A 14,291-nucleotide genomic window follows, 5' to 3' on the forward strand; every position below is an offset into this window, starting at 1 on the left:
TCATGGCGCGCCGGCCTGCAATTGGCCATTCCTGAATGCGGAGGATTTTGGATTTTTTGCCGTGGTCATGCCGCGAGGCAGCCGCAGGCAAGCCCGGCCGCGATCAGGTGATATGGAAGATGAAATCGCTGCCCTTGAGACTGGCCGCGATCACGTTCTTGAGCAGCAGCACCTCGTGCTCGGTGATCGGCGCGCCCTCCAGGGGATGTAGCTGCTGCTGCCAGGTGACCAGCGTGTCGTCGGAGTCCTGCTGCTGGATGATGGTGAGATTGTTGATGGAGCCGACACTCGAAAACTGCCGCAGGTCGATCTTGTCGAGGCCCTCGGTGAAGTCCGTGATGGTGTGCGAGAAGTCGGTGACGGGTTGCCCGTTCTCGCCGTACAGCACGCCCGGCGCGAACACGAACTGATCCTTGGCGTCGCCGCCGGTCAGCGTGTCGTTCGTATCGGTGCCGAAGATGACGTCCTTGCCGCCGGTGCCTTGCAGGCTGACGCCGTGGCTGGTGTCGCCAGCCTCGTTGAAGATGAAGTGGACGGTGTCGAACAGGCCCGTGGTCTTGTCCGTCACCGTCAGTGTGATCTGGTCGGTCGCGGGCGGGGTGGCTCCTGGAATGTAGGTCACGCCATCGGCGAGGGCCGAGTTGACATCGTCGAGGTTGCCGCAAGCCGTCCCCGGATCGACGCTGCTGACCAGATCGTGTCCGGTTACGGCCGTGATCCTGAAGTCGTCCGTCGCGGCACCGGAATCGGTGTCGACGACCGAGAGACCGGTGATGGTATCGGTATTGCCTTCGTTGTTGTGCCAGACCTGGAAGCTCTCGGTGTTGATGACCGGGCCGCCGTCGTGGTGGACGTTGAAGGACACCGTCGCGGTCGAAGTCTCGACGCCGGCAGCGATCGTATAGGTGAAGCTGTCTGCGCCGAAATAGTCCGTGGCCGGCGTATAGGTGATGATGTTGCCGTTGAGCGTGACCGTGCCGCCATGGAGGCTTTGACCGGAGAGATCGCCGACCGACGTGACGGTGATGGGATTGCCCGCGGAATCGGTATCGTTCGCCAACAGTTGCGCCGTGGTCAGCGTGGTCCCAACATTCTCCTTGAATGCGACCTGACCGCCTTGGCCACCCCATTCCTCTATGAAGTACCGGCCGCCCGCGTCGCCCGGCGCATCATTCCAGCCACCGTTCGCGGCATCGTCGACGCCTTCAATATGGACGTACTGCGTGCTCGACCCAAAGCCGCCGTTCGGCTCGTTGCTATCAAGACGCCAATGCGTGTAGCCGAATGCCGAGCCCGACTCGGGACCGGTCAGCCAGGAGAAATGGGCGCCGGCCCCGTCGGTATCGTCGGTGCTCCCGCCGCCGATCCAGGCGCGGTAACCCACGGAGAGCCCCTGTACAATATCCTGCTCGCCCTGGCCGGTGATGGTCGCCAGATAGGCTCCATCGGATTCAGCCTGCGTCTTCGCGTCGCCCCAACTCAGCTCGGTGGTCACGAGCCGGTAGTAGTGACCGTTATCGGTGTCGAGCACCCAGCCGGCATCGGTCGAAGGCGGCGTCGCGTTGTCCAGCGCATCGTCGTTCGCAACCAGCACATCCGGCGGAACTGTCACTTCGATGCTGACCGAAGCGGCGTGGTCCGACACCGGCGTGGTGCCGCCGTGGCCGATGCCGGCGCTCGTGACATCGATCGAGACCGGGGAGCCGGCGCTGATCCCGCCGGTGTAGGTGTCGTCGAGCGCATGAACGTCGAGCGAGCCGGGCGTGCCGCTGAAGCCGTTAGCCGGGACAAAGCGGACCAGCGTATCGGTGCTGAGCACGAGCGCATTCGTATCGCTGACGCCGGCAATATTGACCCACTGGTCGGAGCCGGCGATTTCGTACTGCCAGACTCCCTGATCCGAAGTGGCGTTGTCGGCGCTGACCGCGACGGCCTGGAAGCTGGCGCCGTCATCGGCGTCGTGGAAATTGCCGGAAAGGAGATCGCTGACTGTGGTCCCATCCGGATCAGTGTTATCTCCACTGACCGAGGCCAGCGTCGCGTCACCCAGAGTCGGTGCATCGTTGCTGCCGGCGATGTTGATGGCGATCACGCCGTTACCGGCTCCGGTCGGCGTGTGGCCGTCGTTGGGCACGATCGTGTACTGCAGCGACAGCGTGTGGCCGGCGGCAAGGAAGTCGAAGGCCCTCGCTGCCTGAGTTGAAATCCCACGTAAACGTGGCGTGGGTGGCGGAGCCATTGAGAATGTCCCCGGGCTGCACGGCCAGATAGTTGAGCAGCGTCGCGCTCGAGGGCTCGCCGACATAGCCGGTCTGGAGCACATCGTCGAAATAGATATCGAGATGACCGACCGCGACCGTCACGTGATCGGTAGTATCGGCATCCGAAACCGTTAGCGTACCATGCTTCACCAGTTGCGTATTCGTCTCGAGCAGGTCCGCGCCGGAATGGTCGTTCGTTTCCGCCGTGATCGCAGGCGCATCGTTCTTGCCGGTGATCGTGATTGTGACGTCGGTTGTATCGGTCTTGCCCTGGTGGTCATCAAGGGTGACGGTGGAGACTACCTTGGCGCTCTGGTTCTCGCCGAGGAAGTCCAGCGCGCCGTCGGCGATCGAATAGCTCCAGGTGGCCGTGCCGTTGTTCTTGCCGGTCTGCGGCAGAAGGGTCAGGGCGTGTTCGAGCGCAGCTTCCTGGCCCGTCAGCGTCAACGGAGTCGTGCCGTCGGTGTCGAGCCAGGTTACGGATTGGCTCGTGATCTCCGCGGTCGGCCGATCGGTGAGATCGACGTCCTTGAAATCGATCGAGCCGGTCGCGGCAGTGGGCGTGGGGTCGAGTGCCGAAGAGCCGGTGGTGCTCTCGCGTTCGGAGACCGTCGCGGTCAGCGTTGCCGTTGCCGTATCGAACAGCGGCTTGTCGTCATTCGGACTGATCGTGATCAGCGTGCCGCCATGGCCGTCGTCGCTGCCGGCGAAATGATAATTGCTGTAGTCGACGCCGGGGGCGAGTTTCAGCGTAATCGTATGATTGTGGGCGTCGCTCACGACGAGCTCGCCGGTCGCGGCGTTATAGGTCGCCGACGTGCCGTCGTCATAAACAATGCTCGACAGATCGATCGTATCGTGCGCGGACAACGCCGCGATCGATCCGCCGAAGGTCGACGCATCGATCTGAAGATGGGCGCCGTCGCCGTCGAGCGTGATCGTTTGCGTGGCCGTCACCGTGCCCTCGAGCTTCAGCAACGCGCCGGCGTCGACGGTGACCGAGCCGGTCCCGGACAGTGTGCCGAACAGCGTCAGCGCCCCGTCATGGACCTCGATGCTGCCGGTATTGGCGATGGTGCCCGTGATCGACGCCGTGCCCCAGCTATCGATGGTCGCGTAATTCGCGATGCTCAGCCCGGTCCCGGAAATCGAAGCCCCGTGCAGATCGATGTCGCCGTGGTTCACGATCGACGACGCATTGCCGAAGACGCCCGTTCCGGCCACCGTCCAGGTGCCGCCCAGCTCGTTATTGAACGTCGCGGTAGCAACCGAGATATTGCCGTTGATGTGGCCGGCATTGTTGATTGTGATGGCGCCGCCGGTCTCGACGATGGCGTAGGTCGCGGCGGTCACGGTCGAGGCGACGGCAGGTCCGATCGTTCCGGTGGTGGAATTATCGATTTGCGCGGTGCCGGTCGCGTTCTCCTGGATGAAGATCGCCGCATGGGCGCTCGGGGCCACGATCGATCCGGTATTGGTGATATGGGTCGAGCCTGTCGCGCCCACTTCGTTCTGCGTCACACTGATGCCGGCGAGGCTCGTGCTGGTGATACCGCCGTGATTGACGATGGTGACGTCGCCGCTGCCGTTGGCGATGGCAGACACGCCGACCGCACCGATGGCGGAGCCATTATTGGTGACGCTGACGTCGCCGCCACCGTGATCGAAGGCGCCGATAGCGGTACCGGCGGCCGTAATCGAGGAGGTCGCGCCGGTCGTGACTGTGAGGTTGCCGACACCCCAGGTGAACGCCTCGATGCCGTAGCCCGCATCGGCGATAATCGTTGCATCGCTCGTGACGGTGACGTCGCCCTTGACTGCATTCGAGAACGTTCCGGCCCCGCCGGGCTTGTAGCCGGCGATGATCCCGCCGGGAGTGGTGCCGTCGTTATTCGAGGTCGAGCCGGAGTGGATCGTGCCATGGGCCTCGACCGAGATCGTGCTGCCGACGCCATCAGCGATCGCAGTGGCGTAGTTGACCGCCACGATGCCGGTGCTGCCAGACGTGATGCTGTCGCCGTTCGCCATGGTAACGCTGACGTCGCCCGCATCGATGCTGTAAGCCCTGATGCCGTAGCTCGTCGCACCCGAGATCGTAACATTTGCGCCAAGCGTGACCGTCACGTCGCCAGTGCCGCCGCTCAATGCCGAGGCGTTGATACCGACGCTTTGGGTCCCGGAGACCGAAATCGTGGTCCCGGCGAAGCTGGTCACCCTGACGTCGCCATTGCCGTAATTGTACGCGTCGATACCATAGCCCGCCGCGGCGTTGATGTTGGCGTGATTGCTGATGGTGACGGTGCCGTTAACGTTGGTATTGGCGGTCGATCCGGTCGTGGCACCGGTGTAACCGGCCTGGATGCCCGCCGGCGTGTTACCGCTCTGGTTTAGGCTGCTGCCGGAATTGATCGTGCCGTAGGTCGTGACGGTGATGGTGCTGCCGTCCGACGCGTCGATCGAATCTGCTCGATTGACCGCGATGATGGCCGAACTGCCCGACGTGACGACGCTGCCGGCCTCGGTCGTGACGGTCTCGCTGCCACTGCCGTAGCTGCGCGCACGGATACCGTAGACGGAGCTGCCGGTGATGGTACCGCCGGCGTCAATGGCAATGTCGCCGTCGCCCTGCGTGGTCGCGTCGATTCCGTATGCGCCACCAACAGCGCCGCCGAGCTGGGTGATCGAGATGCCGCCGGCGCTGGCGCTGTTCAAATTCTCGACAAGAACGCCGACCGAATTCGCGCCGGTGCCGGTCGCCTTGCCGGTGAGATTGTTGACAGTGATATCGCCAGCGCCGGTCGCGCTGTCGCGCAGCCAGATGCCGTGGCCAGCGAGGCCCTTGATGTCGCCGGTCGCCGTGAACGAGATATCGCCGGTACCGTTCTGGGTGACCGCGACGCCATTGGCCGCGCCCGTCAGCGCACCGGTGGGCGTGAGAACGATGTTGGCGGGCGCTGCAGATGTGCCGCCCGATGCGGTGAAGTCGAGCGCATCGCCGCTCGATGTCGTGATATCGGCCGCGCCCTTGATCGTGAACGTGCCGGCTTTCGTCGACTGACCGGCAATGGTGCCAGTGAAGCTCTGGCCCGCCACCTTGTCGAGCTGGAGCGTATCGGCGCCGCCGGCAAAGGCAATGGTCTGCGCCGTCGCCCCGGCGAGTTCGAGCGTCGCGCCGCTATCGATGATGACCGAGCCGACACCGCTGAGGCCGCCGGCGAGGTTGAGCGTGCCGGCCTGCACCTCGATGGTGCCGGTGTTCGTGACCATCGCCGAAACGGTGTTGGAGCCGGATACGCCGTAGAGATTGCCGGCATTGCTCAGGCTGCCGCCGTTGATCGAGACGTCGGTCAGATAGAGTTTCGAGGTGCCGTCGACCGTAATCGTCCCGCCGGAATTGGTGACGATGACGCTCGCAAGCTTCAGCGTGCCGCCATGGACCGCCATGATATCGGCGAAGTTGACGATCAGGTCACCGGAAATATCGAGTTCACCACCGTTCGCCTGAATCAGATTGTGATTGGTGATGGTGTGGAGGATGGCGGGATCAATCGTCAGCGTGCCGCTGGTCACCGTGATCGTGCCGGTGTTGGTGATGTCTGCGTCGTTGATGGCACTGGTGCCGGTCGATTCCAGCGTACCGGCAATCGTCACCGTACCACCAACGATGGTCGCGCCCTGGAGATCGAGTGTCGAGCCGGACTCGACCGAGACATGACCGCTGCCGGTGTCGGTCACCGTCATGCCGATCAGCTTCAGTGTCCCGTGATTGATCGCCGCCAACGTGCCGGTGTTTGCGATGGCTTCGCCGTTGATGTCGAGCTCGGCGCCATTGGCCCGGAGGATGCCGTCATTCGCGATCGAGGTTGCGGAGCTCGTCGCCAGCAGCGTCAACGCGCCCAGGGTGGCCTCGATCAGATAGTTGTTCGAGATGTTGGCGTCGGTAATCGCAGTTGTGCCAGTCGAATTCAGCGTGCCCGAAACATTGAGCGCGCCGCCGGTCAGGCTTGCACCGTTCAATGTCAGCTTGCTGCTTGCATCGACCTTGACCGTGCCATGATTGGCTATTGCGGTGCCCGCAACAGTCACGTCATCCAGCGTCAGGATGACGCCGCTCTCAACCGTCACGGCAGAGCTGCTCAGCGTGGCGCCGCCATCGATCTTGCTGGCGCCGGTGACGTCGATCGTGCCGGGACCGTCGATCGTACCCCCGCTGATCGTCGCGCCGTTCACTGTCAGCTTGCCGTTGGCATCGATCGTGACGTTGCCGGCATTCGCAACCGTCGAGCCCTGGTCGATCGTCAGCGCGCCGTTCGCCAACACTTCGATCGTGCCGGTGCTCGCATTCGTGATCGTCTCGTGGTCCAGCGCGTTGCCGGCGCCGCTGACCTTGAAGGCCGCATTGTTGTTCAGGATGCCGCCGCTCAGCACCGCAGCGCCGGTCAGATCGATCTCGCCGTTGCCGGTGACAGTCCCGGCACCGTTGATTGTGGCGCCATTGACCGTCAGCTTGCCGTTAGCATCGACCGTGACGTTGCCGGTGTTGGTAACGGTCGAACCCTGGTCGATCGTCAGCGCGCCGTTGGCCAGCACTTCGATCGTGCCGGTGCTCGCATTCGTGATCGTCTCGTGGTCCAGCGCATTGCCGGTGCCGCTGACCTTGAAGGCCGCATTGTTGTCCAGGATGCCGCCGCTCAGCACCGCAGCGCCGGTCAGGTCGATCTCGCCATTGCCGGTGACCGTGCCGGCCCCGCTGATCGTCGCCCCGTTCACCGTCAGCTTGCCGGTGGCATCGACCGTGACGTTGCCGGTGTTGGCGACCGTCGAGCCCTGGTCGATCGTCAGCGCGCCGTTCGCCAGCACTTCGATCGTGCCGGTGCTCGCATTCGTGATCGTCTCGTGGTCGAGCGCGTTACCCGTGCCGCTGACCTTGAAGGCCGCGTTGTTGTTCAGGATGCCGCCGCTCAGCACCGCAGCGCCGGTCAGATCGATCTCGCCGTTGCCGGTGACCGTGCCGGCACCGTTGATTGTGGCGCCGTTGATCGTCAGCTTGCCAGCGGCATCGATCGTGACATTGCCGGTATTGGCAACCGTCGAGCCCTGGTCGATCGTCAGCGCGCCGTTCGCCAGCACTTCGATCGTTCCGATGCTCGCATTCGTGACCGTCTCATGGTCCAGCGCGTTACCGGTGCCGCTGACCTTGAAGGCCGCATTGTTGTTCAGGATGCCGCCGCTCAGCACCGCAGCGCCGGTCAGGTCGATCTCGCCGCTGCCCGTAACCGTACCGGTGCCGCTGATCGTAGCCCCGTTCACCGTCAGCTTGCCGGTGGCGTCCACCGTGACGTTGCCGGCATTCGCAACCGTCGAGCCCTGGTCGATCGTCAGCGCGCCGTTCGCCAACACTTCGATCGTGCCGGTGCTCGCATTCGTGACCGTCTCGTGGTCCAGCGCGTTGCCGGTGCCGCTGACCTTGAAAGCCGCATTGTTGTTCAGGATGCCGCCGCTCAGAACGGCGCCGCCGGTCAGGTCGATCTCGCCATTGCCGGTGACCGTGCCGGCACCCTCGATTGTGGCGCCATTGATCGTCAGCTTGCCGGTGGCGTCCACCGTGACGTTGCCGGTATTCGCAACCGTCGAGCCCTGGTCGATCGTCAGCGCGCCGTTCGCCAGCACTTCGATCGTGCCGGTGCTCGCATTCGTGACCGTCTCGTGGTCGAGCGCATTGCCGGTGCCGCTGACCTTGAAGGCCGCATTGTTGTTCAGGATGCCGCCGCTCAGCACCGCAGCGCCGGTCAGATCGATCTCGCCGTTGCCGGTGACCGTGCCGGTGCCGCTGATCGTGGCCCCGTTCACCGTCAGCTTGCCGGTGGCGTCCACCGTGACGTTGCCGGCATTCGCAACCGTCGAGCCCTGGTCGATCGTCAGCGCGCCGTTCGCCAGCACTTCGATCGTGCCGGTGCTCGCGTTCGTGACCGTCTCGTGGTCGAGCGCATTGCCGGTGCCGCTGACCTTGAAGGCCGCGTTGTTGTTCAGGATGCCGCCGCTCAGCACCGCAGCGCCGGTCAGATCAATCTCGCCGTTACCCGTGACCGTGCCGGTGCCGCTGATCGTGGCCCCGTTCACCGTCAGCTTGCCGTTGGCATCGACCGTGACGTTGCCGGCATTCGCAACCGTGGAGCCCTGGTCGATCGTCAGCGCGCCGTTCGCCAGCACTTCGATCGTGCCAGTGGTCGCATTCGTGACCGTCTCATGGTCCAGCGCGTTGCCGGTGCCGCTGACCTTGAAGGCCGCATTGTTGTTCAGGATGCCGCCGCTCAGCACCGCAGCGCCGGTCAGGTCGATCTCGCCGTTGCCCGTAACCGTACCGGTGCCGCTGATCGTGGCCCCGTTCACCGTCAGCTTGCCGGAGGCGTCCACCGTGACGTTGCCATTGTTGGTGACGCCGGAGCCCTGGTCGATGGTCAGCCAGCCATTCGCCAGCACCTTGATCGTGCCGCTGGAGGTGTTGGAGGCGGCCTCGTGGGCGAACTCCGCCGTGCCCTTGACGTTGACCGCTCCTGAATTGTTCAGCGTGCCGTCCTTGAGGACGCTGGTGCCGTCGAGTTCCAGCGTGCCGGCGATGGTGACCGTGCCGCCGCTGATGGTGGCGGTGTCGACGATCAGCGTCGTGCCGGCATCGGCCTTCAGCGTGCCACCGGCATTGTCAATTCCGGCCAACGTCGTCAGCGTGCCGCCGAACAGCTCGATCGTGCCGGAATTGGTGATCGTGGTGCTCTTGGCGAAATCGCCGCCGCCCTTGAGCGTCAGGTAGCCGGCGTTGGTGAGGACGCTACTGTCCAGGAACTCAGCCTTGCCACCAACCGAGATCGTGCTGGCCGTGAAATTGGTGAGCTTCGAATCGGCCTTGAGGCTGACCTCGCCCGCAATCGTCAACGCACTCTTGTTGATGACTTCCGGTGCCGTGTGGCCGACCGTGGTGTCGTAGTCGTTCATCGTGATCGACTTGGCATAAGCAGCCGCGTCGATCGTCACCGGATAGGACGGCGTCAGCCCGTGCAATTGATCCGTGATGACGATGACGTCGTCATTGATGGTGGGGACCGTGCCGGTTTCCCAGTTGGCCGCGTCCTTCCAGAAGCCGCCGGAGGGCGCGCCGGCATGGTCGGTTGCGATCCACACCACGGCGGGAGCGTCGGTGCCGGTGATCGTGACGGTGATGGTCTGCTGCGAGGTGGCGCCTTGCGCGTCCCTGAGCGTCACGGTGTAGACCAGCGTCAGCACCTCACCCTTGGGGATGAAGTCGGCGAGATAGACCGGCAGGTCGGCCAGCGACCAGTTGATGGTGCCGGTGCCGTCCCCGGTGCTGTCGGCGCCCGCCGCGATCGCGACCGACATCGCGCTCTGGAACGCAGCTAGCGGGCCCGGCGGAACGGTACCATCAGGCAGGGTCGCGCTGGTCAGCTTGACAGCGACCGTGTGGGTGTCGGTGAGGTCGACATCATTGAAGGTCAGCGTGCCCGAAGTCGGCACCTCGCTGGTGAGCGGGCCACCCGGCACGCTGGTGCCGCCTTCGAAGACGATGACCGGAACGCTGGTGGTGATCACCGGCTTGTCGTTGGTGCCGGTGATCGTGATGGTGATGTCGATGGTCGACGCTTCGGCATTGACCGAGAAATTATTGTTGACGCGGACCTTGTAGGTCAGCGTCAGCGTCTCACCCGCCGCGAGAAAGTCGAAGACGTGGTCGGGAATCGTGTAGGTCCAGACCGCCGAGCCGTGGTTGGTGTTGCCGCCATTGGCGACCACGTCGATGTTGATCAGCGTCGCAGCAATATCCTGCTTCTGGAGCGCGGTGAGCGATCCGGTGACATCGTGCAGCCCGGCGTCCTTGTAGACGTAGTTGGGCGCGTCGGCGACGCTCATGCTCACAGTCGGCCGGTCGCCCAGGTTCTGGTCGTCGAAGGTGATCAGGCCGGAGATGGTATCGTAATGCGTCGTGTCGCCGGTCGTATCCGCGCGCTCGGTCAGCGCGAATGCCGTCTGCACATTGCCGTTGAGATCAAGACTGCGCGCAAGGGGCGGGCCGGGAATGCGGGTGCTGGTCGCCGGATCATGGCCGGACCCCGGCGATGTCGGCTCAGTGAGATGCGTGAAGGTCGCGGTCGCGGTGGCACCGGTATCCGTCTTGATGAAGACAATGTTGCCGGTCTGCGTGATCGAGTCGGTGAAGTTCTGGGTCAGCTTGGTGTTGCTGTTGTTGTCCGTGAACTTCAGCGTGAACACGTCCGTGATCAGCTTCTGGATGTCCGGCGACATCAGGGCATTGGAGATCGAGACGTTGCCGCCGCTGATCTGGATCATCTGGCCGGCCTGGTTGACCGTCGCGATCGGCAGCAGCGTGACCTTGTCGAACAGGATGTAGGAGCCCGTCGTGCCGTTCGGCTCGACGAGCACCTGGAAGCTCGCCTGCGGCTGCGGATCGCCGCCGCCGGCGGGAACGACGAAGTTGATCTGGCTCAGCACCGCCGTGCCGCGGATACCCATGGTGGCAACCGGCGTGTCGACCTTCATGTCGCCGTGCTTGGCGGTCTCGCCGGCGACGAAGGTGATGGTGCCCGCGACCAGACTGAGCAGCGAGGAATTGTTCGACCCGTTGGGGTCGTAGACCATCTCGTTCAGCACCATCCGCGCATTGGAGGACAGGCCGAACACCGTGCCGTCGATGAACGTGATGCCGAGCGTCGAGTCGCCGCCGGTCGAGACCACGTCGCCCTTCTCGACATTGTCGCCGTTGTTCAGGATGACGGAGACGCCGTTACGGACCGCGGTCGCGCTGCCGGAGAGCTTGGTGACGTGGCCGATGACCTGGGCGGCGGCAATGCCGGAGGCGGCCTGCGCGTATTGCACATGGCCGGTGAGTGCGTTGACGACGTCGCCGGTGAGGTGCGCGCCGTCGGGCGAGGCGATCGCCGCGCGCTTGTCGCCCCTGAAATAATCGTGAACGACGAAATCGTGCCCATCATGGGACAGCACGAGGTCGAGACCGGCGCGCTTGAAATCGCCGTTGAAGATCAGATTCGGGTCGGGAACGACGAACGCGCCATCAGGCACGTGACCGTGCGCCTTGGCGGTAAAGGAATCGACATGGCCATCGGCGGGCGATCGGGAACCCAAGCCGTCCAAGGAAATCGCGGCGTCAAATTTGCCAGCGTAATTCAATCCGGGCACCAAAAAAGGGAGTTAAAATCTAAGTAAGTATCGCTCGCCTAAACTTGCATATCATTACCAAGTCCTTAGCGAAACCACCTATTGCTTGTGTGATTTGGCATCACCAAGCGGTCGATGCTCTCAGGCGGCTGGGCGTCCGCAGAGAAGCCAAAGTAATTTTTGAAATACTCATAAGTAAAGTAGCGCTTATTTTCGCTCATTTCCAGTAACCCCATGTATTCTATTGTAGAAATCCTACAATAGATACTTATGTCGTCTTTTGTTCGTGGATCCCCGCACCACCCTGCGGCAAATACGGGGCCAAATCTGTGATCCAACTAACAGAAGCCGTGAAATAGCGAGCCGTTAGCCATAAGGCGCAGAATCAGTTCCACGACAACTTGTGCCTGCAATTGGTCCTTCTTCGCGGCAACTGCCGCCCTCCTAACTGGCGAATCGTAAAATTTTACGCAATTTGAGCAGGCCCGTTTCAGCCTGTTGCCCGGTTTTGGGACCCCAGCCGGGCGCGTTAAGCAGAACAAAACCGGCCGCCTCGCACTATCTCCCCGAAAGCAACAAAGCCCGGCACGTGCAGGTCGAGGGGGACCTGGCGAAGCCGGAAGGGGATGTCAGATGGAGACCGCTGCTCGCTCGCGCGCTTGGCGTGCAATCGTTGTGCTGTGCGGATTGATCCTGCTCGGATCGGCCGCCGAGCTTCGCGCTGGAACGCTACTGTCGCCGGGGGCCGGCGTCCTCGTGCGCAAATCCGCCGAGCCGTTCGGCGTGTTCGCCTTCGCTATCTCCGCCGGCAGCCTGCAACAGAAATGGCTCGCGTTGAGGTCCAGGCTCGACGATGACATGGTGCAGCTCGCGCTGTGCGACGGCGACCGGGACAATTGCGCTTCGCCTGCTGCGCTGAAACTGCTCGCCATCGTCGACCAGGCCCGCAGCCGTGACGGCCGCGCTCTGCTGGGCGAAACCAATCGCGCCATCAACCTCGCCATCCGTGCCGCCGATGACGGTTCTGAGGACGTCTGGAGCTCGCCGCTCGCGACTTTCGCGCGTGGCGCCGGGGATTGCGAGGACTATGCCATTGCCAAGCTCGCCGCCCTTAAGCTCGCGGGCGTCGCCGCCGAAGATCTCCGCATCGTCGTCGTGCGCGACATCCGCGCCGGCGAAGAGCATGCGGTTGCCGCTGCACGGCTCGACGGTCACTGGCTGATGCTCGACAACCGCCGCATGGCAATGGTCGAGGACGACGCTGCGCGGAGCTACCAGCCGTTGTTCGTCCTCTACCGGTCGGCCGTGCTGAAATATGTCGACGAACCCGCGCGGTTCTCGATGGTCGCCGCCGAGGCGCGTTGATTTTCTTGTAGCCCGGATGGAGCCACCGGGTCGGCGCACAGCGCCGCCCGATGACGGGCTCCGCGAAATCCGGGGCCGCTGCCGCCTGTCGCACGAATCCCGGATTGCGCTGCGCTCCACCGGGCTACCAGCACAATGCGCGCTTACCCACAAACCCATTCCACAGTGCGATCCCGGACGCTAGCATGGCCGCGGCTATGCGGGGGCGACTGGAATGCGGTTCATCGTGCTGACTTTGCTTGCGCTGCTGGCCTTGCCGGCGGCTCCAGGCTTCGCGCAATCCAGCCCGACTGTCCGCTCCGTCGCCGACAGGCTGCCGCTGTTCGCCAGGAACAACTGCCAGCAGATCCGCGATCCCGGCAATCAATTGTTCTGCGGTGATGCCGAGCTTGCCGCCGCCGCCGAGAAGCTGAGCACGGGAATCGAAGCGCGGCTTGCCCGCCTGCCCGATCGCCTGCCCGGGATCGAGGAGAACGCGATCTGGATTCGCCAGCGCAATCTCGGCTGCGGCATCGTCGGCCAGACCGCGATCCGCACCGACGATTTTGACCGGGTGAAGGCATGTCTTCTCAAGGTGACCGATGAGCGCGCCGCGATCGTGCGCGATCCGGATTTCGACTGTCTCGCAGCCAACACCGCCGCGGGCGCGCTGATCTGCGCAGACCCGTCGCTGGCGCTTGCCGAGACCGAGTTGAACAGCCAGGTTCTCGGCCTGATCGGCAAGCTCGATCCGACCGCGGCCCGCTTTGCCTTCGCCGAATATGGCCGGTGGACGCGGGAGCGCGATCGCAAATGCAATCTGGTCGGCAAGGAGAATGTGCCGCTCGGGGAGCTCGAGTCCGCGGAGGACTGTCTCGCCGGCTATCTGAAGCACAAGGCCGACGAGATTGGCGCGGCGAAAGGCGATCCGAAGAAGGTGTTCGGCCGGCAGGTCGCAGCCCGGGCGCCCGACACCGATGCCGTCGACTTCTGCGCCGCGCGAATCCACGCGGCCAATTCCTGCGGCAACTTCCTCCGCATCAACCGCGTCTACGCACTCGACAGCCAGGTGGGCGAGCAGGAGGCGCAGGTCACGGGCGAGATCGAGATGGCCGTGCTGGCGCCCTTCGCCACCTGCAGCAAGATCGCCACGACGTGCACGGGCACCTGCTGGGACGCCAGAACGGGTCGTCCGCAGCCTGGCGTCGGCAACAAGGAGCGCTCCGCAGACGCCTTCAACGTCACACGCCGCCTCAGGATCCAGCGCACTTTTGCGTTTGTGAAAGCCGCCGACGGCTGGCGCTGCCGGGAAGACGAGTTGGCCCCGGTGAATTCAGGCACCGCGGGCGGGGGATCGTAGGGCTGTGTGCTCTCCCTCGCCCCGTTCTTACGGGTCGCGACGAGCTTCGCTCGCGCTGAGAGGGTTGGGGTGAGGGGCTGCTTAAGCGAATCCGGCGACAGTTCGACTCGCGGAGAGCCCCC

Annotated in this window: 4 protein-coding genes; 2 read left to right on the top strand and 2 right to left on the bottom strand. The window is 63.9% G+C overall.

All coding sequences use genetic code 11. The features are described from left to right. Window positions 1–103: 103 nt before the first annotated feature. Together ACVIN2_RS17080 and ACVIN2_RS17085 are read right to left on the bottom strand one after the other, a co-directional pair. Complete coding sequence (locus tag ACVIN2_RS17080) at window positions 104–2,134, bottom strand: Ig-like domain-containing protein (RefSeq protein WP_456769741.1); 2,031 nt, start codon at window positions 2,132–2,134, stop codon at window positions 104–106. Next, window positions 2,097–11,432, bottom strand: coding sequence for a VCBS domain-containing protein (locus tag ACVIN2_RS17085; RefSeq protein WP_456766427.1), 9,336 nt, complete (start codon window positions 11,430–11,432; stop codon window positions 2,097–2,099). The genes ACVIN2_RS17080 and ACVIN2_RS17085 overlap by 38 nt, the downstream gene beginning before the upstream one ends. Window positions 11,433–12,098: 666 nt before the next feature. Between ACVIN2_RS17085 and ACVIN2_RS17090 the strand changes: the two genes are divergently transcribed. Next, on the top strand, window positions 12,099–12,830 hold the full coding sequence (locus ACVIN2_RS17090) for a transglutaminase-like cysteine peptidase (RefSeq protein ID WP_456766428.1): 732 nt from the start codon (window positions 12,099–12,101) through the stop codon (window positions 12,828–12,830). A 214-nt stretch (window positions 12,831–13,044) separates the two neighbouring features. Further along, window positions 13,045–14,169, top strand: a complete 1,125-nt coding sequence (locus ACVIN2_RS17095; RefSeq protein ID WP_456766429.1) for a lysozyme inhibitor LprI family protein — start codon at window positions 13,045–13,047, stop codon at window positions 14,167–14,169. The last annotated feature ends 122 nt before the right edge of the window (window positions 14,170–14,291 follow it).

The organism is Bradyrhizobium sp. USDA 3650 (genome assembly GCF_054057395.1).